This window comes from Methylomonas rhizoryzae, from assembly GCF_008632455.1.
Lineage (GTDB): Bacteria > Pseudomonadota > Gammaproteobacteria > Methylococcales > Methylomonadaceae > Methylomonas > Methylomonas rhizoryzae.
Genome location: NZ_CP043929.1, coordinates 2,018,503 through 2,042,625 on the forward strand (window position 1 = coordinate 2,018,503; position 24,123 = coordinate 2,042,625).

The following is a 24,123-nucleotide window of genomic DNA, read 5'->3' on the forward strand; positions in this document are numbered from 1 at the left end:
ACTACATGATGTACAAAAGGAGCGTTAAGCCGCAATTTGCTAAATAATGAGCACAGAGTTAAATATTTTTGGAACTAATTGCTGCTTGCGCTTTTACGGAGACAAAATCCAATAGCGTAGCCACATCTAAAATCAGTGCAACTTTACCGCTTCCCAATATAGTGGAGCCTGCCACGCCTTTAATATGCGTGAAAAGCTTGCTAAGCGGTTTAATGACAGTTTGGAACTCCCCTAATAATTGGTCTACGATTAACCCGGCCTTATTGCCCGCATACTCTACAACTACGATATTTTCCCGTTTAGGGGTTTCTCCCTCAATTTCGAACAATTGACGCAGTTTGATTAGCGGCAGTACTTCACCTCTTAAATCTACATATTCGCGGTCTTCGGTATCTTCCGGCAGAGCAACGCACTCAAGAATTCTGTCGAGAGGAATGACGAAAGTAGACGAACCGACTCCTACCATAAATCCATCGATGATGGCTAGCGTCAAAGGTAGGTGGATTCGCATTGTGGTACCCAGCCCTAATTGACTTTCAACCTCGATACGCCCGCGCAAAGCGGTAACGTTACGTTTAACCACATCCATGCCGACCCCGCGGCCGGACAAATTCGATATTTGTTGTGCGGTTGAAAAGCCGGGTTCAAAAATTAAGGCATATACCTCTTGATCGCTCAAAACTGCATTGGGGGCAATAAGCTCGCGTTCTATGGCTTTAGCTAGTATGCGATCACGGTTTAGACCGCCACCGTCGTCCATAACCTCGATTACGATACTGCCTGACGCATGGTAAGCATTTAAGCCCAATCTGCCGCGTGGAGGCTTGCCGCGCTCTCTTCTTACTTCAGCTGTTTCGATGCCGTGATCCATGGAGTTGCGCACCAAATGCATGAGCGGGTCGCCGATTTTTTCTACAACGGATTTGTCGACCTCCGTATCGGCGCCGTTGATTAGCAATTCGATATCTTTCCCTAGCTCTTTACTAACATCCCTAACCACTCTATGGAATCGGCTGAATGTGGTTCCGATTGGTACCATGCGCAGTTGGAGAGCACTATCGCGTACTTCCTCAACAAGACGCATCATTTCACCGGTAGCTTCATGCAGGCGCGCTTCCCTTGTTTCCAAGGCTAGCAAATTGACCCCGGCACCGGCTATAACGAGCTCTCCAATTAGATCGATCAATACATCTAAGCGTTCGGCATCTACTCGAATACTTTGATTTTCTTTGGCTTTGTTATCCTTAATTTGTTTTTGTTTGTCCAGTGCCGCATTGACTATGGGTTGTTGTACGGCGTGTTGTTCAACCAAAATTTCGCCGATAGGCTGTTTGGGTTTTACCGAAAGCGCGTCATTTTCCGGAATTCTGTTTTCGCTAACTTGCTGGTTTAAGGCTTCTTGAAGTTCGCGGTGAGTCAGTGCCCCGCTTTTGACTAATAATTCGCCAAGAAACGCATCGTCTTCCGGTAACTCCTTGATCAAGGCTATGAAATCTTCAATTTTGCTATCCATCGGCAGGATGCGGATAATGCTGGTGTCTCTGACGAATTCAAAAACGTTTTCTATTTCTTCTTTGCCGGCATTACTTTGCAAATTGATTTCAAATCCCAGGTAGCAGGATTCAGGGTCCATTTTTTCCGCGTCAGGCAGGCTTTCGCTAAGGGTAGAAATTTGCCTGATAGAGCCCAAGGTGCCTAGATAGCGAATAAACGACAAGGGATCCATGCCGTCCCTCAACGAGTCGACGCCAAAGCGGATGGATAGGTGCCAATTGCCGTTTTCAAAGTCGCCGCTTCCCAGACTTACGACTTGGCTTTGGGGTTCGCTTACAGTAATGGGTTTGTTGCTTGTAGCCGGTTGCGTCAAAAATACTTGTAAGCCTGTTATCAATTCTTGACCCGTGGCGATCATGTCCGGATCGGTTTCCATTTGACCATCCGCAACTGCCCGGATAAGCAAGGTGATGTAATCGCAGCAGGGGAGCAGAGCGGCGATTAATTCCGAACTGACTGATATAGTGCCGTCGCGTAAGGCATCGAGTACGCTTTCTACGACATGGGTAAACGCTACTATATGGTCAAGACCAAATAAACCGGATGAGCCTTTTATGGTGTGTGCAGCTCGAAATATGGCGTTGATTCGCTCGCCGGCATCGGACCCGTCTTCTAGGCTGAGTAGACCGTCCTCCATTTCTTGCAATAATTCCAGGCTTTCTACAGTGAAAGTGATTAATGCTTCCCGCATTTCGTCATCGATACTCATACGGCTACCCCTCGTTGCGAGCTAACACTACTTGATCGCCGAATGAAGCGGTTAAATTGGTTAGTTCTAGTATTTCCAATACAGTTTTACTGTGAAAAATGAAATGAAGTTTTTTACTTGCTTTATTCGCTTCACGCTTAATCAAAATCAAAAGTTGCAGCCCGGCAGTATCCATTTCTACGATCTTGGACAAATCGATTTCCAATTCATTTTCCGAATTAAGAAAATTTAAAAGCTGCGGTTTCAGCTCTGCTGCAGTAAAAATCGTTAGTTCATCTTCTAAAGTCAGAGTTTGCATGGTATGTAATCGAAATTGACAATATTGAAGAAATAGCGATTTCAGGGCAGTCTGTAAATGGCTGCAACTCTTAAATTCGCTAAGGCAAAATAAGTTTAGATACGGCCGCTAACATTTGCGCCGGCTGAAAGGGTTTTACCACCCAGGCTTTAGCGCCGGCTGCTTGACCTTCCTGTTTCTTAGTTTCTTGAGATTCGGTGGTTAACATGATGATAGGAGTGAATTTATAGGCCGCTAGCTTCTTAACTTCTTTAACAAAGGTAATGCCATCCATATTAGGCATGTTCACGTCCGAAATGATCAGATGTACTTTCTGGCCGGTTAATTTCGACAAAGCGTCTTTGCCATCCACGCCTTCGATAACATCGTAACCGGCTCCGGTAAGAGCGATTTTTACGACCTGCCTGACTGACGCCGAATCGTCAACGATCAAAATAGTTTTCGACATAATTTGAAAATCCTAGAAAAATGTAATTTCGTCATTGGTGGTGGAAGAAGAATTCGTGCCCCCGTGCGCATGATGTTCGCTTTCCATCGTGTAGCTGCTTCTTAAAGCGTTCAGCATGGCGTTAATATTCAGGGGTTTCAGTTTTTCAAGTTCCGTGCTGTGGCTAGCGTTTACGTGATGCGGAAATTCGTTAATGCTATCGCGGACATGGGACAGAATTTGTCCTATGCGATCTTGAAACTGGAACTGAATCAGAGATTGATCGATTTCTTGTTTTATTTTTTGGGCCGATACACCTAAATGACTTGAATCATTTTGCAAGTTTTCGAAAATCGAGCGCAGATCTCCAAGTACCGATTGTATGTTGCTTCTTGCGGATTCGATGGAGTTGATCTCGTTTTCAGCACTTTTTTCCACCGCACTGAGCGCGGCATTCATCGCATTATTAATTTGGTCGACTTTCGAGCCTATCATTTTCCCGGTTTCCCCGGATTGGTTGGATAACTTTCTTACTTCGTCGGCTACCACGGCGAATCCTCTTCCCGCTTCTCCGGCTCGTGCGGCTTCGATTGCGGCATTTAATGCAATCAGATTGGTTTGGTCGGCAATCCTTGCCACTTCTTTGGCCATGTTTTTTAGCTCGTCTATAAAGCCGGCCAGCGAGCGTATACGCTCCAGAACCAGTGTGTTTTGTTTTAGCGAGAGTTCTTGTGAGTTGACCACTTCTTCCAGACGGCTATTGCTGGATAGAAAAATATCTTCGTGACGTTCGGAAAAGGTGCTGCCGGAAGATTTTAAAACGTTATCGAGGTTGCGGGTAATGACTGCGAATTGAGTGGTTAAGTCTCCGACTGCCTGTTCCATCTGTAGTCTGGAGTTCTCGATATGCTGTGACCATGTGGGGATAATGTCTTCTGCGAACGCGTTTACGCTCCGTAAATAGTGCTTTACGGTGTCGAGCACGTCCGTTTGCGAAGATTTGTTATCGGTTTCGGTACTCTGTTTGTATTGGTTTTCTGCGCTACTGCGACCCAACCAAAAACCGATACTTCCGGCAAATACGACTGCTAAGAGCGAGATTGCAATTTCGATGATAGACATGACTTCCTTAAAATTCGTGTCGACGGACTAAGCTAGCCTTGTGAGTAAGGCATATCAAGAACAATGAAGGCAAACTGTGATGCTTTCAGGCATTTACTTTTACTAAATAAAGCTAGCGGCTTTGCCAGTTGCAGCACAGGTGAGTTTAGGCGACAAACGGCAGAGTGCAACGTGCGGGGCTAGATCAGGCCTATGTTGTTCGGTTCAGCATGATGTGTTCCCAAATCGCATCGACTTTGCCGCGCAGCTTATCGAATTCTTGCGGGCTGGCCACAGCGCGTTCGCCTTGTAAAATTTGATGGTGGGCGAAATTTCGGTAGGCTTTGTATGCTTCTTTTAGGGCATGTGCGTCGTCCGAGTTCAAGAAGCCGTCTTGAGTCAGTGACTCCAGAATTCTGATGTTGTCGGTATAAATTGTTAACTTTGCGTTATGTTGTGCTCTAGCCAGTACCCCGAATTGGACCAAAAACTCAATGTCTGCCATGCCGCCTTTACTCTGCTTTAAGTCAAACGCGTCTGCGGATTCATCGGCGAGGTGAGTGCGCATTTTTTCCCGCATTTCCGCTACTTGCTGTTTCAGCTGTCGGGTGTCTCTAGGTAAGGCCAAAATGCGGGCCCGGATGCTTTGGTACTCTTCTTGCATGTTGACATCGCCGCTAATAAATCGCGCTCTAACCAGCGCTTGATGTTCCCAAGTCCAGGCTTGATTGCGCAGATAGTCCTCGTAATGGTCAATATGGGTGACCAACAGCCCGGAATCGCCGTTCGGACGCAAGCGAAGGTCGCATTCATAAAGTATTCCGGATAGCATTTTGGTGTCCAAAATATGCCGAATCTTTTGACCGAGCTGGATGTAAAACTGCGCACAGCTGATCGATTTGGGGCCGTCCGTCATCGCCAAATCGTCTTGGCATCGATACAAGAACACCAAATCCAAATCGGAGGCATAGCCTAATTCGATTCCCCCTAATTTACCGAAACCGATGACGCCGAATCCGCTGATTTGTTGCGCGGATGCGCCGGGCGGGCAGCCGTATTTGTCAATTGACATTGACCAAGCACGCATCACGACTTGATCTAATACGACCTCTGCGATCCATGTCAAATAGTCGCTAACCACCATCACAGGAATGACGCTCATGACGTCCGCTGCAGCGACGCGCAGAACGTTGATGTGCTTGAACTGGCGAAGAGCAATCATCAAGGCTTCGCTGTCGCGGCTCTCCAACTTATCCAGCTCGCGTTGCAGGTCTTGCGCTAGAGCCGCTTTGTTTAACGGCTGATAAAGCGCCGCAGGATCCAGTAATTCGTCGAATAAAATCGGATACTTACCCAGGTAATCGCAGATCCAAGAGCTGGCGGACGCCAAGCGTACCAGTTGGTTTAGCGCGTCCGGGTTTTCCGCAAGCAAGGCTAAATACACGCTACGGCCGGAAACCGCGGAAAACAACGCCAATACCCGTTTAAGCGTGACTTCGCGCGTTTCGATGTTGGCAATGGTTTCGAGAGCCAAAGGCATCAAGCGATCAAGAAAGTTGGCGCCTTTGTTGGTCAACTTTTTGACCGCGCTTGAGGTTTTGAAGTCTTGTAGGGCTTTAAAGGTGTCCTCTGCATCGATATAGCCGCATTCCCCCAGTAAGGCCAAGCAGCGTACCGGATCTACGCCGCTCCAGATTACTTTGGACGATTGGTGCTGACGATCTTGTTCGGATAAAGAAAATACCTGCTCGAAAATGCCGTGCACGCCTTGCCGAACACTATCCAATCGCGCCTTGAAGCTAGGCCAATCGTTATAACCCAACGAATAAGCCAGTATCATTTGATAGGCTTCTTGCTTGGGCAGATCGTGGGTTTGTTTGTCTTGGAACGCTTGGATATGATTTTCGACCTGACGCAAAAAACGATAGGCTTCTGTCAATAACGACACATCGTTGTGTGTCATCAGCTGTAGCTCGGCCAAGGATTTTAATACCGCCTGAATTTCACGTTGCTGCAAACGGGGTTCCCGCCCGCCGCGTATCAGTTGGAAGGCTTGGCCTATGAACTCGATTTCACGGATGCCGCCGGGGCCGAGTTTGACGTTATCCAAACGGTCTTTACGTTTGAGTTCTTGGGTGATTTGAAATTTGAGCGCACGCAGTTCTTCGAACGCACCGTAGTCCAAATAACGGCGATACACGAAGGGTTTGATGATGCCGGCCAGTTGTTGGCCGGTGACGAAGTCGCCCGCTACCTGACGCGCCTTGATCATGGCGTAACGTTCCCACTCTCGTGCTTGGGACAGATAGTATTTTTCCATGCCGTCGAAATCCATCAGCAATGGGCCGCTGTCTCCAAACGGACGCAAGCGCACATCGGTTCGGAATACAAAGCCGTCTACGGTGGTTTCATCCAGCAATTTGATCAAGGAGCGGCAGATTCTGGTAAAAAACTCGCCGTAACTGATTTCTTTTCTCTCGGTTAACAGGCCGTCTTCGGCAAACCCGAAAATCAAATCGATGTCGGACGAGAAATTCAGTTCGGCGGCACCGAGTTTCCCCATGCCCAGAACGACGATATTGAGAGGATGGCCGGCGCGGCTGATAGGCGTGCCCCAACGCTGACAAGCTTGCGCGTAACAAAAATCCAACCCCGAGCGGATGCAACAATCGGCTAGCTCGCTTAAATCGGCCAGCGTTTCGTCCAGGTCCGCCCAGCCGGCTAAATCCCGCCAGGCGATGCGCAGCATCTCTCGCCGCCTAAACTGTCTTAGGCGTTTAGCTAGCGCGGCTTCGGAGTCAACTTCAAATTGTGCCGTGGTCGAGGCATAGCTTTGGCGTCGTACGGGCGAGAATAGGTCGCCGCTTTCAACTAAATCCTTGATTATTGCAGGTTCTTTCAGCCAATTTTCCAATACGAACTGACTGCATAAGCATACTTTCGGCGCCGATTGTTTGATTCTTTCGTCTCGGCATATGTCAAGATCGGCTGCGGACAGGGTAGCGGCCAACTTGGCGTAAAGCGGCTCGGCATGTTCGCGTAGGGTAGCGGGCAGATCGGCGGGTATGGGTAACACGGTATTTTGCAGCATGGGGATAAGCGATCTCCGGAAATCAAGCGGAGCGAAGGCCAAGCGACCGAGTGTCGCGAAGACGAGGACCGGGACGCTAACATCAATGCGTTTAAGTTAAAAAGGGTAGGTGCGCATTGATTCGCATTGTTGGCGGCATCGGGTCGAATACATTCAACCCTGCATTTGCTACAAACGGCTTAACTTTACGGCGATGGTGCTGACAGGCCCCGGTTCGCTTGCTGCGGTGTTACATTTGCGATTGCAGATAGTTTTGCAAGCCGATATGGCTTATCAGGTTTAACTGCTGTTCCAACCAATGGGCATGGTCGTGTTCGGTATCGTCCAACATGGCGCGAAGAATTTCCCGGGTGACGTAATCTTGCACGGATTCGCAATATGCCATGACCTTACGCAGATGCTGCACGACGGACAATTCGACGTTCAGGTCGTTTTTCAACATTTCTTCGACGTCACGGCCTACTTGCAATGGATCGCGCTTGGTCAAATCCGGCGTCCCTTCCAAGAACAGAATGCGTTTGATCAGTGCGTCGGCGTGGTTGGTTTCGTCTTGAACTTCGTGAGCGATGCGCTCGGATAGTTTGTGATAACCCCAGTTTTCATACATGCGCGAATGCACGAAATATTGGTCGATGGCGGTCAGTTCGCCGGCGAGCAAGTCGTTGAGATGAGCGATAACTTGATCATTACCTTTCATAAAACCCCCTGAGTTTTAAATTTAGTTGGAATCCTCGTCTGGTGCGCCAGTGTAACATTTCGTTAACCATGCTTTGAGTGTGTTTTTGTGTGATCACAGGAAACAGGCCGTCAGCGGTCGATAGTCCACTGGTAGTCGACGGTAAGCGGGGCATGATCGCTAAAGCGTTGTGCTTTATAAATACTGACGGCTGTAGCCGAGCGGGCAAGTTCCGGCGTCGAAATGTGATAGTCGATACGCCAACCGACATTCTTCGTCCAGGCTTGGCCGCGATTGCTCCACCAAGTGTAGCAAGCCTCGGTTGCATCCGGGTGCAGCCGGCGATAAACGTCCACCCATTCCAATTCGCTTAACACCTTGCCGAACCATTCGCGTTCTTCCGGCAGGAAACCGGAGTTTTTCCGATTGCCCCGCCAATTTTTCAAGTCTTGTTCTTTGTGGGCAATATTCCAGTCACCGCAGATCACGATTTGCCGCCCGGAGTTTCTCAGCTGTTGCAGATGCCGGAAAAAGCGGGCCATGACGCTGAACTTCACGGCTTGTCGTTCCTCGCCGCTGGAACCGGAGGGCAGATACAAGGAAATCACCGACAGATTACCGAAGCGGGCTTCCAAATAACGGCCTTCCGCATCAATGTCCGGGTAGCCCAGGCCTTCGATGATGCAATCCGCCGGTAAGCGGCTGTATAGGCCGACCCCGCTGTAACCTTTCTTGGCGGCATAATGAAAGTAACCGTGGTAATTGTCGGGATTTTGCATGTGCGCCGTCAGGTCAGCCGCTTGAGCTTTGAGCTCCTGCAGACAAACGAAATCGGCGTTTTGCATGGTCAACCATGTGTACAAACCTTTGTTGGCGGCCGAACGGATACCGTTTAAATTCAGGGAAATTATGCGCATGGCAAGTGAGGCCGACGGTGGTCGGTAGGGTTATCGGCGTAGCAGTGACTTTACATTATCCGCGAGTTTGCCGCTCAATTGGTTCAAGCAGGTATTCAAGGCGGCGACTTGATCTGCGGCCGTATCGCCGCGAACGAGTTGCGCGCAATTAAATGGTGTCTGCACTAACTGCTTGCCCTGTTGGCTGATCAGCCAATCGGCGTTCAGGATTGCCTGGTTCAGCCCATCCCTGTGAAATTGCAGCACGTTTAGCGCGATTTTATAAGTAGTTTGGTCGGCCAGCGGCGAATGCGGCGGCAGAACCTTGGCGCCTAACGCGTTTTGCAAGTCGATAGTCAGAACCCGGCCGATGTTGTCGTCCAAAGGCTCGGCCCAGCGGTTGAATTCATCTAAGCGGTAGCGGTTGTCAGCGGTTGCATAAACCAGTTGCGCTCGGTCCAAATACGCCGGAATTTTGATCGGCCCGAGTTCCAGCGTCACGGGCAAAAAGCCGGCCGCCTCTCGTTGATGCGGCATCGGCAGCGGTTCCAGCAAAAAAAAATTAGCGGCCGGAGTCGAGGCGCAGCCCCATAAGGCGAGTAACAATATCGGAAAACAGCGCGGCAGAGGTATTGGTTTCATGGTGGCTAGTCGTCCTTTCCTGTCAACAGTGCTTCGGGGTGCTGCTGCACATAGTCGCTTAAATCACGAATCGCCTTGGCAGCCTGTTTTAGCGCGTTCAGCGTGGCGTTCAGCGACGAATCGGGACCGACCGCATTTCCCATGCTCTGCAAGGAGCTTTCGGCTTGGTTCAATGTAGCGGCGGCGGCCGACAGAGTTTTGTCGGCGCTGAGCAAAATTTGCGGCAAGCCGGCATGCAACTGCGCAATTACTGCCTGGGTATCTTTAACCAAATGTTCCGAATTGACGATGGTGGCGTGGCTGTCGCGCAGCAAGGGTTCCAGATTTCGATTGAGAATGGCCAAGGTGGTTTCCACTTGTTGCAAGGTATTGGCCAGCGAGACTTGGGTTTTCTTCAAGTCTTCCGAAGCCAACAAGCTGCGGATTTCGTGCAGGCTTTCGGCGAAGTCGCGCACGATTTGATCCAGCGGCAACTCCTTGAGTTTTTCCACTACTTCTTCGGCCGTATTGCGCAATTCGTCGGCAGTAGTCGGGATGCCGGGAATTTCCATCAAATCCTGGTAATTGAGCCCGGCATACAGGGCCGGTTTGTTGGGATAGACGTCCAGATCGACATACAGCAAGCCGGTCAAAAAGCTTTGCAGCTCCAAACGGGCGCGAAAACCCAGAGCGACCAATTTGTCGAGTTGCGCTTTTCTGTCGTCTTCGTTTTCGGCGACGGGTAGAGGTGATGCGCCGGAGCCGCTGATCCGCTCGGGTTCTATTTCGATGACCACAGGCTTGAATAATTTGTCGCGCTTTTTATCGAATTGCAAGGCAATATCCGTGACTTGGCCGACTTTTACTCCTTGCATTTTAACCGGCGCGCCTATTTCCAGGCCGTTCAGAGAAGATTCGAAAAACACCACGTAACGTTGTTTTTCCGGGCTGAACAGACTTTCGCCGCCGAACAAAAACAGGCCGCTGATTAACAGCAGCACGGCGCCGATGGTGAAACCGCCGATCGCAGTGGGACTGATGGATTTACTCATGTATCGGTTTTGGCTGGGGCGGACTGCGCTATGCCGGTACCGCGCGTCAAAAAGCGTATGATACGCGGGTCTTGGGCGTGTTCGAGGATTTGTTTGGGCGGTCCTTGGGCCAACATGGTTTTTGCATCCGCATCCAACAGCACCGAGTTGGTGCCGATTGCGAATATGCTCGGTAATTCGTGGCTGATGACGACTACCGTGGTCCCTAAAGCGTCGCGCAAACTCACAATCAAATCATCCAACAAACGGGCGCTGATAGGGTCCAGGCCTGATGAAGGTTCGTCGAAAAACAAAATTTCAGGGTCCAAAGCCATGGCCCTGGCTAAGCCGGCGCGTTTTTGCATGCCGCCGCTCAATTCGGCCGGATAATAAGTTTCGAAGCCGGCCAAGCCTACCAAAGCCAATTTGTACGAAACCATGTCGGCGATTTCGGATTTACTCAATTCGGTAAATTCGTTCAACGGCAAGGCGACGTTTTCCGCTAGCGTCATGGAACTGAATAAGGCGCCGCCTTGGTATAACACGCCGATACGGCGCATGATGCGGTTGCGTTGTTCCGCGTTGGCTTGCCAAAGGCTTTGTTGCTCGTAGAACACGTCGCCTTGCCGCGGGGTTTTCAAACCGATCATATGCATCAGCAACGTGCTTTTACCGCAACCGCTGCCGCCCATGACGATGAAGATTTCGCCGCGCGCTATTGTAAAGTTCAAATCGCGCTGCACGATGTAATCGCCGTAGGCCATGGTCAGATTGGAGACGCTGATGTGGGGATAGGTCATGGTTGGACGGCTAGATACCCAATTGATTGCACAGCAGGGTGATGACAGAGTCGGCCACGACGATGTAGATGATGCTGTCGACCACCGCGGCGGTCGCCGCATCGCCGACGCCGGCGGCGCTGTTTTCGCAGCGCATGCCGCGCATACAGCCCGCGCTCGCGATCAACGCGGCGAATACCAAGCCTTTGAATAAGCCTATCGCCAAATCGTCCAATTGCACCGCTTTGCGGATTTCGTAATAGTACTGAGCCGGAGCAATGTCGAATATCGCCAAGCTGACGATAGCGCCGCCTATGATGCCCATTAAGTCCGCATACAGGCATAACAGCGGCATCATCAGTATCAAACCCAGCATGCGAGGAAAGATCAGAAATTCGATAGGGGAAAGGCCCATGGTCCGTAAGGCGTCGATTTCGCTATTGACCTTCATCATGCCCAATTGCGCGGCATAGGCGGCCCCGGTTCTGCCGGACATGATCACTGCGGTCATCAGCGTACCCATTTCCCTAACGGTGCCTAACGCCACCAAGTCGGCGATATAAATTTGCGCGCCGAACAAGGCCAGCTGCACCGCGCCGACGAACGCCAAGATCAAGCCGACCAATAAACTGATCAAACCGACGATAGGCAAGGCGCCGGGCCCTGCATCTTGAATGGCGATCAGTACGTCCAGCCAACGGAAACGGGCTTTTCCGCCGAATGCGGCAGCTGCAGCCAGCATCAATTCGCCAATGAATTGCACGAATTCGGCGGTATGGTTGGCAAAGTTCACAACGAAGCGGCCGATTTTAGCCGGTGTCGATTCGGGTAGCGATACGCGTTGCGCGTCGCTACGTTCCGGCACCGTCAGGGCGAGTTGCAACAAGGCCCGCAGGCTATCCGGCAATTCGTCCAGCTCGGTGTCTATACCTTTTCGACCGGTGAATTCCAGCAGTTTGAACAGAAAACAGGGCAGACGGCTGTCCCAAGTCGTGACGGTGACTTTAATCTTGAGCGCGCGAGGTTGTCGCCGAGTTAACTCGGCGACATGAGTGTGTATATCCGGAATAGCGCTGCCGGTTTGCCAGTAACCGCTCAAATGCACGATTAAGCTGCCATTTGCGGCGTTTTCGTAGTGAATTCCGGCAGTTAGGGTGGGCGATTCCGGCATGAGCTACACGTTGCTAGAGGGGGCTCATTCGCTGGTTGTGTACAGGGCGTCGACTTTTTGAAAGCCTCTGGGCAGTAAATTGCCGCGATTGGCTCTATGACCTGTGTATTGGGCAATGTCCTGGGGTTTCAAGGTCAGGTGGCGTTTACCGGAGACGATTTTCAGTTCGCCGCCGGTTTTGAACGCACACACCGCGACCAGCGCATCTTTGCCGGCCGCCAAATCGGCTGGCGGAATTTGGATCAGCTTGTTGCCTTTGCCCTTTGCCAATTCCGGCAAATCTTGCGCCGGAAAAATCAATAATCTGCCTTGCAAGCTGGCGACGGCGAGCAGCTCGTGTTCGCTCGCAATCGCCGCCGGGCTTATTACACCGGACTTGTCGGATAAGCTCAAAACCGCCTTGCCGGCTTTGTTCTTGCTGAATAACTCCTTCAATTGCACGCGGAAACCGTAACCGGCGCTGCTGCACAGCAAAACCCAATCGTCCGGCTGACCGCTGAACACATCGGTAAACAACGCGCCGGCCGGCGGATTGAGCCGCCCGGTCAACGGTTCGCCTTGGCTGCGCGCGGAAGGGAGGTCGTGGGTGCTGATGGTGTAGACCCGGCCGGTCGAGTCGAGCAGGTAAGCCGCTTGCGTGGTGCGGCCTTTGGCCGAGGACAAATAGCCGTCGCCGGCCCGATAACTCAGGCTTTCGACCTCGATGTCGTAACCTTTGGCCGCGCGTATCCAGCCTTTTTGCGACAAGATGACGGTCACCGGTTCGTTGGCTATCAATTCGCTGGCGTCCAAGGCCTGTGCTGCGTCGCGTTCAACGATGGGTGAGCGGCGCGCATCGCCGAATTTTTCCGCGTCCCGCTCGATTTCGCCGCGGATCAGCCGGTTCAATAGATGTTCCGAGCCCAAAGTCGCTTCCAACTGCAAACGTTCTTGTTCCAGTTCGTCCTGTTCGCCGCGGATTTTTATTTCTTCCAGCTTCGCCAAGTGACGCAATTTCAATTCCAAGATTGCTTCGGCTTGCAGGTCGGTCAATTCAAAGCGCGCCATCAACACCGGTTTCGGCTGTTCTTCGTGGCGGATAATGGCGATGACCTCGTCGATGTTCAGATAAGCGATCAACAAGCCCGCCAGGATATGCAGGCGCGCCAAGACTTTGTCGAGGCGGTGTTGCAAACGGCGGCGTACGGTTTCGGTCCGAAAACTCAGCCATTCGCTCAAGATCTGTTTGAGGTTTTTGACTTGCGGTTTGCCGTTCAGGCCGATCATGTTCAGATTGACCCGGTAATTTTTTTCCAAATCGGTGGTTGCAAATAGGTGCGACATCACGGCTTCGACATCGATGCGCTTGGTTTTGGGGATGATCAACAGCCGGGTCGGATTCTCGTGATCGGATTCGTCGCGCAAATCCTCGATCATCGGCAGCTTTTTAGCCAACATTTGGGCGGCGATTTGCTCCAGCAGCTTGGCGCCGGAAACTTGGTGAGGCAGGGCGGTGATGACGATGTTGCCGTCTTCCCATTCGAATTTGGCGCGCATTTTTACCGAGCCGTTGCCGCAAAGATACAGCTTTTGCAGGTCGGCGGCCGAGGTAACGATTTCAGCGTCGGTCGGATAGTCCGGACCTTTGACGTGTTGCAGCAAAATCTCCATCGGCGTACCGGGATCGTCCAGTAGCTGCAAGCAGGCGTTGGCGACTTCGCGTAAATTGTGGGGAGGAATGTCGGTGGCCATGCCGACTGCGATCCCCATGGTGCCGTTCAATAGCACATTCGGCAGACGGGCCGGCAACAGCGCCGGTTCTTGCAAGGTACCGTCGAAATTATCCGCCCAGTCGACCGTGCCTTGTCCCAGTTCGCTCAACAAGGTTTGCGCGTATGCGGTCAGGCGAGACTCTGTGTAACGCATCGCGGCGAAGGATTTGGGATCGTCCGGCGAGCCCCAGTTGCCCTGGCCGTCGATCAAAGGATAGCGGTAAGAAAAATCCTGGGCCATCAGCACCATGGCTTCGTAACAGGCGGAATCGCCGTGCGGATGGTATTTACCCAGCACGTCGCCGACCGTGCGGGCGGATTTTTTATATTTGGCTAACGCGGTCAGGCCCAATTCGGACATTGCATAGACGATGCGGCGCTGCACGGGTTTGAGGCCGTCGCCGATGTGGGGCAGGGCGCGGTCCAAAATGACGTACATGGAATAGTCCAAGTACGCCTTTTCGGTAAAGTCTTTTAGCGGGAATTGTTCGAAATTTTCTAAGACACCCATGGCGAATGATGAGAAGTTAAATAAGCGGTGTTGAGTAAGAGCCGCCGCGCTTCGGCAAGGGTTGGCGGCTTTCGGCCTGTCATTTTACGGCAGTTATTTGCTGTGATTAATCGATTGTTGCATTCAGGGCGATTTTTGACCTGTCGTCATGCCCGCCGGCCATGACGACAGGTTTGTCAGGCTTGACATTAAATACCTGTCATTGCTGTCAGTTTTATGGTTGGAAAGTTAAATGGCTCAAGTTTCCAAGCCTTGAATGCGGAATGCAAAAGGAGAGTGGCATAAATGCTGCTTAACAGCAACCTAAAACTCCAAATTGTTCATTTCAAAGGAAGTCCACGTGAAGATAGCGAAAACACCTCTAGTGCTGCCGGCTTTATTGTCGGTGTTTGCCATTCAACCGGCGGCCGCCAACGTATTAATCGATGACTTTCAAACCTACCAAGAAGTGATCAACGGCGTGGACGGACCTGTTCACATAAGCGCGACACATACCGATTTAAGCAATTTGGAACGAAGTTTGTCGGCCGCTGCCAATTCGCCATACGAAACCTATGTTGGCATCGATAGCGGTAATTTGGTCGTCAGCACCAACGACCCCGGCTCCACCAGCAGCGCTTCGGTGTTTTATGCTTTCGACAGCATAGATTTCTCGTCCATGGCTACGGCATTGTTGTTCAACGTGGACGCGAAAGATGCCGGCCCTATCGGCATCGAGTTTATCGTCAATGCCGGTTCGGTTCATGCGGTTCAAATGATTACGCTTGCCGGGCACTATGCATTCGATTTTGCCGACTTTAGCAATCCGTTAGCGTTTTCCAACGTGCAAAGCTTGGAAATCAAATTTTCCGGAAGTAATGCCTGGGATGCGGCATTTAGTTTGCTCGCCACCGATACCCGTACAGGCTCAACCGTTCCGGAACCGAATATCGCCTTGCTCATAGCAATAGGCTTTGCCGGTTTCGCCGCTAGACGTCAGTCTCAATCGACCATTTAAACCGCGACAATTCATTCATTTCACAGGAAACCTTTATGGCACTCAGCAAATCAAGAAAAACGACTCTCGCCGCATGGGCGTTTGCGATTTTTATGTCTAATTGCGCTAACGCTGGCGATTTCAGCCTAGACGGTTTTACCGATTGGCAATCGGTCAGCGACAAAGGCAATAGCCTAGGGGCTACAGTGGCAACATCCCCTGTATTGGCGGGTTCCGATCTAAGCAATGCCACCCGGACTTTTACGGTTTACGCGACGGATGGCAGCGTATTGAGCAGGCAAACAGTGTTGGCCGATAACGGCGTGTTGTTGATATCCAATTCGATCAAGTCGGCCGGAAGCGGCTCGGTGCAATGGACATTCGATGTGACTGACTTAACGGCGTTCGGCAATGCCATTAGTTTTGCCATAGACAACATCGACTTGTCGTTGGATCTGGAATTAGTGGCTAACGGCAGCTCCAGCTCCGGGGTGCGTTCCGTAAACGGCAGCGGGCAGCAGTTGTTTAAATTCGACGAATTTTCGGACGACTCGGTATTTTTAAACTTAACCAGTTTAAGTCTGAACTTTATCGGTCCTTATGGATTCGATGCCAATATCAGTCCGATAACGCTGGTTAACATTATCGAAAATTCAGGTGGATCGCCGGTTCCGCTGCCGTCCGCTTTTTCTTTGATGGGCGCCATGTTGATCGTTGCCGCCGGCGCTTCGCGTAAAAAACTCGCCGCTTGACCGCTAATCCCTTTCTTTATCTCCTTACAGCCGCGCCACTCGCCGATTAAAAATACCGGCGGGTGGTTGCGACAAGCATCCCCCGATACAGGATTTCCGCTCAAGTCAAGCGAAAATGGCAGTTTTAATGTTAGCCGATCTGCGCGTATCTGGTTAAAATTCCCAGCGCTTCAGTCAACTACTCATACGGATTTAGGAGATTTAGATGAAACCAAGCATGTTCGCAGCAGTTCTATTGAGTATTGCGGCACTCGGTGCCGCACCGTTTGCCGGCGCGGAATCGGTCCCGGCCAATCCGCCGCAACCGGAATTCGGCGCGTACAAAGACTGGCGGGTGATCGGTATTTCCCATCGCCTGGACAAAAAATTGGTGCGGGTGATTTTAGGCAACGATATTGCCATCCAGGCTGCGCGCAGCGGTAGCACCAAGTCTTGGCCGGACGGCACCATTTTAGCCAAGGTTGGTTGGAAAGAATCCAGCCATCCGAATTGGCCACAAGCCGTGGTACCGGGTGAATTCGCTGGGGCGGAAGCCATGGTCAAAGACAGTAAAAAATATGCGCAAACCGGCGGTTGGGGTTTCGGGCATTGGGTTGCCGACCGCCTGGAGATGCACGATCAAGAAAAATCCGCGACGTGTTTCGCCTGCCATACGCCGATGAAAGATGCCGATTACGTGTACACCGTACCGGCCATAAAATAAGTGAGACCTTTTGTGCTGCAAATTTCGGCATTTGTCCGCTTGAGCTGGGTAAGGGGTTAATAACCGAAAATTGAGGCGCCAGCACCATAAGCGCGTGCTCACCCGAACACAGTGGGCACGCGTGGTAATCTGATTAAACCTTAGGGCTAGCAAGCCGAATGAGCGGAGTCGGTTTGCTAGTGTGTTCTGCTCCGCCCGGCCAGAGCACCTATTCAATCCACCGATTCAAGCCCGGCCATTGCCGCCACGTGGGCGGCGACGCTGGCTGGCAAAGCCGTGAGGTTATAGCCGCCTTCCAACGCCGACAGCATGCGTCCATCGCAACAACTGTCGGCTATCTCGACTAATTGTTGCGTGACCCAGGCATAATCGGCTTCGTTCAAGCGTAATGAAGCCAAAGGATCGTCTTTATGGGCGTCAAAGCCGGCCGAGACCAACAGTAACTGCGGCCGAAATTTTCGCACCGCCGGTAAGATAATCTCTTGGTATTTCTCTCTGAAGGCCGTACCGTCGGTTCCGGTGGGCAAAGCCACGTTGACGATGTTGCCCGCGCCGTGCTCCGACGGATGGCCGCTGCCCGGATAATGCGGCCATTGGTGGCTGGAAGCGTACATCACCTGGGGTTGTTGGTAAAACGCCGCCTGGCTGCCGTTGCCATGGTGTACGTCGAAATCCACGACGGCGATGCGTTGTAAGCCATGGTGACGGCGGGCATACTCGGCGGCAATCGCGACGTTGTTAAACAGACAAAAACCCATCGGATAATTCGGCATGGCGTGGTGGCCGGGCGGGCGCACCGCGCAAAAAGCTTTGTCGGCGTCGCCGCTCATCAGCCGGTCGATTGCATCGCAAACGCTGGCTACCGCTCTGAGTGCGGCTTGTTTGGAGCCGGGCGAAGCGACCGTATCGGCGTCGAAGTGGGCGTATCCTTCGCCCGGCATGCCGTTCAATACCCTGGAAATCATCGCCGGGCTATGAATCAACGCCAGCTTGTCTTCGATGTCGGCCGGAATCTCGGCAGTGGCGCGGCGCAAACTGTTGAACGGCGGCCGCTGCATGACACGCTCTATCGCCCGCAGACGCTCGGCGCATTCGGGGTGGCCGGGGCCGGTATCGTGCAGCAGAAAATCGCTATGGCTGTAGTAAAGCATGGTCATCACCTTTACTCCTTGACGGTCTGAACGAGGCGATAGCTTAGCTCAGCTTAACTGGTTAAACGTTGGTCTAGCGATTAAAATCTTTAACTCCTCCGTCCAACCCAGAGTCAGGATTATGCCTATACCCGTTACCCCGTTGCTTGCCGCCGATATTTTGATCGAATTGGTCGATCATCCGCAACGCCCGTTCGTGTTGATAGAACGTGGCTTCCCTCCCTATGGCTGGGCGGTGCCGGGCGGCTTCGTCGACGTCGGCGAAACGGTAGAGCGTGCCGCAATCCGCGAAGCCAAGGAGGAAACCGGCCTCGACGTGACCCTGATCGCCTTGCTGGGGATTTATTCCAACCCGGAGCGCGACCCGCGCAACCACAGCGTTACCGCCGTATACGTGGCGCAAGCGCACGGCACGCCGGTCGCCGGCGACGACGCGAAAAATTTCGGTTTGTTTAGCTTCGACAATTTGCCGGAACAACTGGCGTTCGATCACGCCATGGTACTTGCCGACTATCAAGCCTATATCAACAGCGGCCGGGTAGCGCCGTTGCGCATAACCGGAAAGGACGAATGATCCGAGTCAGCATTTCGTATCCTCATCATCCGGGCCGGACGCTACGACATGGATTTACGATCTGCAGACGCACACGCCGATGGCAATCCTGCTTGACGTCCGCCTGGGTTCAAGGGTAGGTTAGGGGCCGCGCTGTCCGGCTCTGAGCCTGCCTTCGTCGCAATGTGCCATTTTTTGTGGCTATTTGCATTCTGAGCTTGGAATCAAAGCCACTGGGATGTAATGTTAAGTCCAGTTTGGTTTGGTTGGATTTCAGTGCTCGGAAAATTCACCGTTCGGTAGGGCAAGGCATGATCGTCTTGTCCCGACCCTTTTCTGACTTCGGCGCCTTCGACTTTAATGATCGCAGTAAAATGCATACCTGTCGTTCAAGATTATTTGCAATGCTTGATTGGGAGAGTAGCGACAGCCCTTAGCTTCTTGGGTTATTCGCTCGTTTCTCCGGCAATGCAAACATTTTACTCATCCGAGCTTCGCTCAAAGTCGCCGCCGGGAACGTGAGCGACGTGGCCGAAGCCGCCCATTTGCTGCACGGAAGAACAATTCGTGCAGGGCGCGCCGGCTATCAAGGCTTGGACCAACCCCGAGATGCCGACCGAAAATCCACCGGCCTGTGTCATTGCGATGCGCCCTGGCAAACTGGCCAGCCGCCGGGCCAAAGTCGAGCACGTGTTTCGGGACATTAGAGCCCGGTTTGGTTACGCCAAAAATCGCTATCGCGGTTTAGCCAAAAACGCCGCTCGATTAACCTTTTTGACCGCGATTGCCAACGTGCTGTGCGGCGATGCTATGAACGTCGCTGCCTGATTGCGTCGGAAATTTGAAAATAGGCCAGGAAAGGGGCTTGTTTGCGAGAGCAACAGGCTGCTTTGATGAAAATACGCTCGATTATTGAAGTTTTTGACCCATCTTAAGAAATGCTGTCGCTCAAAACGACAGTTTTTCAGAGGTTCCTTAATCGTTCTATTTTTGTGTCATTGTCGATAGGCGACTATGACTGGTAACGATCAAATAGCTGTCATTGAAACAGATCGAATGATAGACCGCAATGGGTCGTAACAAACCGATTATGCTTCTCTCAACCAAACTATGAATTTTCCGGCGGCGAAATTCCAAGCGTTTGATTGACCCAATGATTATAGTCCGCGGCCGCTCTTGCAGCCATTAGTCAAAATGTCGGCTGATCTTGGCTCAAACGGCCGATATACCCTGCACAAACTACTATAATTCCCCCAGTTTCCCCTAACTTTCCGAGGTCAGTGATGAACCCGCAATTTAGCTTTGCATTTGATAAAGGTGATGGAAAAAACAAAGCATTACTGGGTGGCAAGGGTGCCAACCTGTGCGAAATGACCCAGTTGGGCTTGAACGTGCCGCCCGGGTTCGTGATCACCACGGCGACTTGTTTGCAATATCTGGAAAACAAGCAATTGCCGGCAGGCTTGATGGAGGAGGTGCGTTGGCAAATCGGCCAAATCGAGCAAACTACCGGCAAACAATTCGGCGGCGCCAGCGAGCCGTTGTTGGTCTCGGTGCGTTCCGGTTCGGCGATTTCCATGCCTGGGATGATGGACACGATCTTGAATCTGGGTTTGAACAAGCAGACATTGGCTGCCCTGATCGAGATGACCGACGACCCCCGTTTCGCATACGACGCCTACCGGCGCTTCATTCAATTGTTCGGCAAGGTCGCCTTGGGCGTGGAGGACGAAAAGTTCGACGTGCACTTCAATGCGGTCAAGCGCAACGCCGGTATCAAGGCGGACGTCGCTCTGAATGCCGATCAGTTGCAGGAAATCAGCGAGCTGTTTTTGCAAGTGGTACACGAGGAAACCGGGCAGCCGTTTCCGGAAGATGTGTACGAGCAATTGGAAATCGCTATTAAGGCCGTATTCAACTCTTGGTTGGGAAAACGCGCCATCGATTACCGGCGCGAATTTCACATCACGCCGGCCATAGCCAACGGCACTGCGGTCAACATCGTGACCATGGTGTTCGGCAACATGGGCGACGATTGCGCGACCGGGGTCGGTTTTACCCGTAATCCGGGTACAGGCGTCAACGAGATGTACGGCGAATACTTGGTCAACGCCCAAGGCGAGGATGTGGTGGCCGGGATTCGCACCCCCAAACCGGTGCACGAAATGGCCAAAGAGATGCCCGAACAATACCGGCAATTGGTGGAGTTGCGCAACAAGTTGGAAGCCCACTACTGGGAAGTGCAGGATTACGAATACACCATAGAACGCGGCGTGTTGTATTGCTTGCAAACCCGTAACGGCAAAATGAACGCGACGGCCATGGTGAAAACCTCCATCGACATGGTGCACGAGGGCTTAATCGACAAAGATAAGGCTTTGCTCAGAATCAATCCGGAACTGCTCGAACAGTTGTTGCATCCGCAATTGGCTTCCGACCACGGGCGCGAACCGATCGCCCGCGGTTTGCCGGCGTCGCCCGGCGCGGCCTGCGGCAAATGCGTATTCGACGCCGATACCGCGGTCAGATGGGGTAAGGCCGGGGAAGACGTGATTTTGGTGCGCGAAGAAACCAAACCCGAAGACATCCACGGCTTTTTCGCCGCGCAAGGGGTGTTGACCAGTCGCGGCGGCAAGACGTCGCACGCGGCCGTGGTGGCGCGCGGTATGGGCAAGGCCTGCGTGGCCGGTGCGGAAGATATTCGGGTGGACGTGCGCACCCGCTTGGCCGTGGTCGGCGACATACAAATCAGCGAAGGCGATTTGATTACCATAGACGGCGGTACCGGTTGTATCTACATGGGGCGTATTCCCACCATAGCGCCCAAGTTTTCCGAGGATCTGAAAACCTTGCTCAGCTGGGCCGACGACACCGCGCGCTTGCGGGTGCACGCGAACGCCGACACGCCGGAGATGGCGCGCTTGGCCGCCAGTTACGGCGCCAAGGGCATAGGTTTGTGCCGGACGGAGCGTATGTTCAATGCAGTCGACCGGCTGCCGTTGGTGATCGATATGATTTTGGCTAGAGATACCCAGGAACGGGAAGCCGCGTTAGCCAAGCTGTTTCCGATTCAGCGCGACGATTTCCGGCAATTATTCGAGGCGATGTCGCCTTATCCGGTGACCGTGCGCTTGCTGGACCCGCCGATGCACGAATTCCTGCCGAACGAACATCAGCTGTTGGAGGAAATCGACGCCCTGAAGCACTATTTGACCATCGTCAAAGGCCAAAGGGTTACCTTGGAAACCCTGCACGGCCATGCGGATTTGCCGGCGCCGTTCCACTTGTTGAACGAGGAAACCATACTGGAAGCGATTGGGAAAAAGGAAATGATGCTGGCCAAGGTGTTGGAATTGTTCGAGGTCAACCCGATGCTGGGCCATCGCGGCGTGCGCTTGGGCATGAGTTATCCGGAAATTTATCGGATGCAAATTCGCTCCATTCTGGAAGCTGCCGCTATCTGCACCAAACAGCGTATTCCGGTAGAGCCGGAAATCATGGTGCCGCAAGTCATTACCGCGCAAGAGCTTAAAAAAGTTAGGGAGTACGTCGATCAAATCCGGGCGGAAGTCGAAGCGCAGTACAAAATCGATTTGAACTTTAAATTCGGCACGATGATAGAGACGGTTCGCGCTTGTACCCGAGCCGATCGCTTGGCGGAATACGCGGCATTTTTCTCGTTCGGGACCAACGACCTGACGCAAGCGACGTTTTCGTTTTCGCGCGAAGACGCGGAAAACAAATTCCTGCCTTTATACGAAGATTCCGGTTTGTTGCAGGACAACCCATTCGAAACCTTGGATATATTGGGCTTGGGTAAGCTGATGAAAATGGCCGTGGAATTGGGGCGAGAACAACGGCCGGATTTGAAAGTGGGGATTTGCGGCGAACACGGCGGCCATCCGCGTTCGATAAAGTTCTGTCATCAATTGGGTCTGAACTACGTGTCGTGTTCCGCGCCGCGGATACCGGTCGCCCGATTGGCCGTGGCGCATGCGGAACTGTCCGGCCGATAAAGGCCGGAGATGGTCAAACTTATTGCGTAGTCAACGGTTTACACGGTTCGTATCCGGCGTATTTTGCGACTTGATTACGGCCGGAGTGTTTTGCGGTATACAGGGCTTGATCCGCATACAGCATCAAGTCCGCGCAATTTCGGTCTTCTTTGGGTATCAACGTTGCCACGCCTAAGCTGATCGTGACGTAAGCGGATATTTTCGAATCCGGATGGGGTAAATGCATACTCTCTACCGCTTGGCGCATCACTTCCGCCAGCTGGTAGATTTGCTCGTTATCGCAGGCGGCGACTACGCAAAATTCCTCGCCGCCGTAACGGGCGATCAAATCGCCGGAGCGTCTGAAAAAACGGCGCAAGGTCTTGGCTACCGTGCGTAAACATTGATCGCCTTCGGCATGGCCTAAACTGTCGTTATAAGCTTTGAAAAAGTCTATGTCGATCATGATCATAGATAATGGATACCCGTGTCTGGCCGCGCGTTTCCATTCCTTGCGTAAAAAGGCGTCGTAATAACGCCGGTTAGGCAGCAGGGTTAAGGCATCCAGGTAAGCCAGTTGCAGGTGAGATTTTGCTTTGTGTAAGCGCTTGTTGAGTCTGGATTGCGTCCAATAGGCAAACAACACGGCAACCAAACCGGCAGCTGCGATGAGTAGATGCGCCCGTTTCAAACGCTCTATACGGTCGGCGACAAAGCTATCGATATTGGCGGCCGGAATACTGACGCTGATGCCGCTGCGAAGATTGCCGGCGGGAGGGCATGTTGAACAGTTTTGTTCCGATTCAAGCGGGGCCATATAGCGGTAATAGGCGACACCGCCGATGTCGCTTAGCGATTTATATTCGCTCCGGCCGTTTTGTAGGGCGTGTAAAGCAGTACGTTCCCATTCGTCGACGGTATTTTCCGGGAGCGAGGGCTCTAACCGGGTAATGTGAAACTGGATGCCCGAATGACCGTGCTCCAATTCGGCAAGTTGCTGGGTCATATAGCCGGGAGCAATGAGAGTAAGCTCGCCGACATCGGAGGCTATGATGGTGCTTTCGTTAGTTTGTAAATTAGGGTCCGGCGGATTTTGTGCGGTAACCGGTGCGTAAACGCCGCCGTGCCGGGCATTCCATTCGCGCATCAGCAGAATGTGATGAAAAAACATTTCAGCCTGTTTATAGGCAATCTTATCGGCGTACTGTTTGTCGTCTTCGGCTTGGTAATAATAAGCACTGCCTACAATGAGTAACCAAAGCGGTATAAACACCGCAAAACCAGCGTCTTTCATGGTTAACGTCGGTATCGAGTGAAATGGGCGTGAGTGGAATGGGGCGCCGGAAGGTGTTTTCCGGACACGGGGTTAATGCAACT

The 24,123-nt window shown here is 52.2% G+C and carries 20 protein-coding genes; 6 read left to right on the forward strand and 14 right to left on the reverse strand.

Annotated elements, in window-relative coordinates; all coding sequences use genetic code 11:
* Window positions 1–58 precede the first annotated feature (58 nt).
* From F1E05_RS09240 to parC, 12 genes are all read right to left on the reverse strand, one after another.
* Complete coding sequence (locus F1E05_RS09240) at window positions 59–2,263, reverse strand: chemotaxis protein CheA (protein WP_150048014.1); 2,205 nt, start codon at window positions 2,261–2,263, stop codon at window positions 59–61.
* 4 nt (window positions 2,264–2,267) lie between these two features.
* On the reverse strand, window positions 2,268–2,561 hold the full coding sequence (locus F1E05_RS09245) for an STAS domain-containing protein (protein WP_150048015.1): 294 nt from the start codon (window positions 2,559–2,561) through the stop codon (window positions 2,268–2,270).
* Window positions 2,562–2,640: 79 nt separating this feature from the next.
* A complete protein-coding gene (locus tag F1E05_RS09250; RefSeq protein ID WP_150048016.1) occupies window positions 2,641–3,009 on the reverse strand; it encodes a response regulator in 369 nt (122 codons plus the stop codon).
* Window positions 3,010–3,021: 12 nt separating this feature from the next.
* Window positions 3,022–4,110, reverse strand: coding sequence for a methyl-accepting chemotaxis protein (locus tag F1E05_RS20735; RefSeq protein WP_150048017.1), 1,089 nt, complete (start codon window positions 4,108–4,110; stop codon window positions 3,022–3,024).
* A 190-nt stretch (window positions 4,111–4,300) separates the two neighbouring features.
* A complete protein-coding gene (gene glnE, locus F1E05_RS09260; RefSeq protein ID WP_150048018.1) occupies window positions 4,301–7,180 on the reverse strand; it encodes a bifunctional [glutamate--ammonia ligase]-adenylyl-L-tyrosine phosphorylase/[glutamate--ammonia-ligase] adenylyltransferase in 2,880 nt (959 codons plus the stop codon).
* 229 nt (window positions 7,181–7,409) lie between these two features.
* The gene (gene bfr / locus F1E05_RS09265; protein ID WP_150048019.1) at window positions 7,410–7,877 is read right to left on the reverse strand and encodes a bacterioferritin; all 468 of its coding nucleotides are present in this window, start codon (window positions 7,875–7,877) and stop codon (window positions 7,410–7,412) included.
* A gap of 110 nt (window positions 7,878–7,987) precedes the next feature.
* The gene (locus F1E05_RS09270) at window positions 7,988–8,773 is read right to left on the reverse strand and encodes an exodeoxyribonuclease III (RefSeq protein WP_150048020.1); all 786 of its coding nucleotides are present in this window, start codon (window positions 8,771–8,773) and stop codon (window positions 7,988–7,990) included.
* 30 nt (window positions 8,774–8,803) lie between these two features.
* Window positions 8,804–9,394 carry a PqiC family protein gene (locus F1E05_RS09275; RefSeq protein WP_150048021.1) on the reverse strand — a complete coding sequence of 197 codons (591 nt, stop codon included), beginning with the start codon at window positions 9,392–9,394 and terminating at the stop codon, window positions 8,804–8,806.
* 5 nt (window positions 9,395–9,399) lie between these two features.
* Window positions 9,400–10,425 carry an MlaD family protein gene (locus F1E05_RS09280; protein WP_150048022.1) on the reverse strand — a complete coding sequence of 342 codons (1,026 nt, stop codon included), beginning with the start codon at window positions 10,423–10,425 and terminating at the stop codon, window positions 9,400–9,402.
* The gene (locus F1E05_RS09285) at window positions 10,422–11,204 is read right to left on the reverse strand and encodes an ABC transporter ATP-binding protein (RefSeq protein ID WP_150048023.1); all 783 of its coding nucleotides are present in this window, start codon (window positions 11,202–11,204) and stop codon (window positions 10,422–10,424) included. The genes F1E05_RS09280 and F1E05_RS09285 overlap by 4 nt, the downstream gene beginning before the upstream one ends.
* 10 nt (window positions 11,205–11,214) lie before the next feature.
* Entirely contained in the window at window positions 11,215–12,354 is a 1,140-nt protein-coding gene (locus tag F1E05_RS09290; RefSeq protein ID WP_150048024.1) for an MlaE family ABC transporter permease, read from the reverse strand.
* 24 nt (window positions 12,355–12,378) lie between these two features.
* A complete protein-coding gene (gene parC, locus F1E05_RS09295) occupies window positions 12,379–14,616 on the reverse strand; it encodes a DNA topoisomerase IV subunit A (protein ID WP_150048025.1) in 2,238 nt (745 codons plus the stop codon).
* Window positions 14,617–14,956: 340 nt separating this feature from the next.
* Between parC and F1E05_RS09300 the strand changes: the two genes are divergently transcribed.
* The 3 genes from F1E05_RS09300 (at window position 14,957) to F1E05_RS09310 (ending at window position 17,047) form a co-directional block, all read left to right on the forward strand.
* Window positions 14,957–15,613: a PEP-CTERM sorting domain-containing protein gene (locus tag F1E05_RS09300; protein ID WP_150048026.1), complete on the forward strand. Its 657-nt coding sequence runs from the start codon at window positions 14,957–14,959 to the stop codon at window positions 15,611–15,613.
* 92 nt (window positions 15,614–15,705) lie between these two features.
* Window positions 15,706–16,344, forward strand: coding sequence for a hypothetical protein (locus F1E05_RS09305; RefSeq protein ID WP_150048027.1), 639 nt, complete (start codon window positions 15,706–15,708; stop codon window positions 16,342–16,344).
* A 205-nt stretch (window positions 16,345–16,549) separates the two neighbouring features.
* A complete protein-coding gene (locus tag F1E05_RS09310; protein ID WP_150048028.1) occupies window positions 16,550–17,047 on the forward strand; it encodes a cytochrome P460 family protein in 498 nt (165 codons plus the stop codon).
* Window positions 17,048–17,259: 212 nt separating this feature from the next.
* On the opposite strand, the gene F1E05_RS09315 is transcribed toward F1E05_RS09310, so the two are convergent.
* Window positions 17,260–18,204: a histone deacetylase family protein gene (locus F1E05_RS09315; protein WP_150048029.1), complete on the reverse strand. Its 945-nt coding sequence runs from the start codon at window positions 18,202–18,204 to the stop codon at window positions 17,260–17,262.
* A 115-nt stretch (window positions 18,205–18,319) separates the two neighbouring features.
* Here F1E05_RS09315 and F1E05_RS09320 point away from each other — a divergent pair, with 115 nt between their 5' ends.
* The 3 genes from F1E05_RS09320 (at window position 18,320) to ppdK (ending at window position 22,767) form a co-directional block, all read left to right on the forward strand.
* On the forward strand, window positions 18,320–18,772 hold the full coding sequence (locus tag F1E05_RS09320) for an NUDIX domain-containing protein (RefSeq protein WP_150048030.1): 453 nt from the start codon (window positions 18,320–18,322) through the stop codon (window positions 18,770–18,772).
* A 546-nt stretch (window positions 18,773–19,318) separates the two neighbouring features.
* The gene (locus F1E05_RS20885; RefSeq protein ID WP_408631330.1) at window positions 19,319–19,579 is read left to right on the forward strand and encodes a transposase; all 261 of its coding nucleotides are present in this window, start codon (window positions 19,319–19,321) and stop codon (window positions 19,577–19,579) included.
* A gap of 455 nt (window positions 19,580–20,034) precedes the next feature.
* The gene (ppdK, locus tag F1E05_RS09330) at window positions 20,035–22,767 is read left to right on the forward strand and encodes a pyruvate, phosphate dikinase (RefSeq protein ID WP_150048031.1); all 2,733 of its coding nucleotides are present in this window, start codon (window positions 20,035–20,037) and stop codon (window positions 22,765–22,767) included.
* Between the two features lie 19 nt (window positions 22,768–22,786).
* Here the strand turns inward: ppdK and F1E05_RS09335 are convergent, their stop codons facing one another.
* Window positions 22,787–24,040 (reverse strand): diguanylate cyclase domain-containing protein, encoded by a 1,254-nt coding sequence (locus F1E05_RS09335; protein ID WP_150048032.1) that lies wholly within the window; start codon window positions 24,038–24,040, stop codon window positions 22,787–22,789.
* Window positions 24,041–24,123 lie beyond the last annotated feature (83 nt).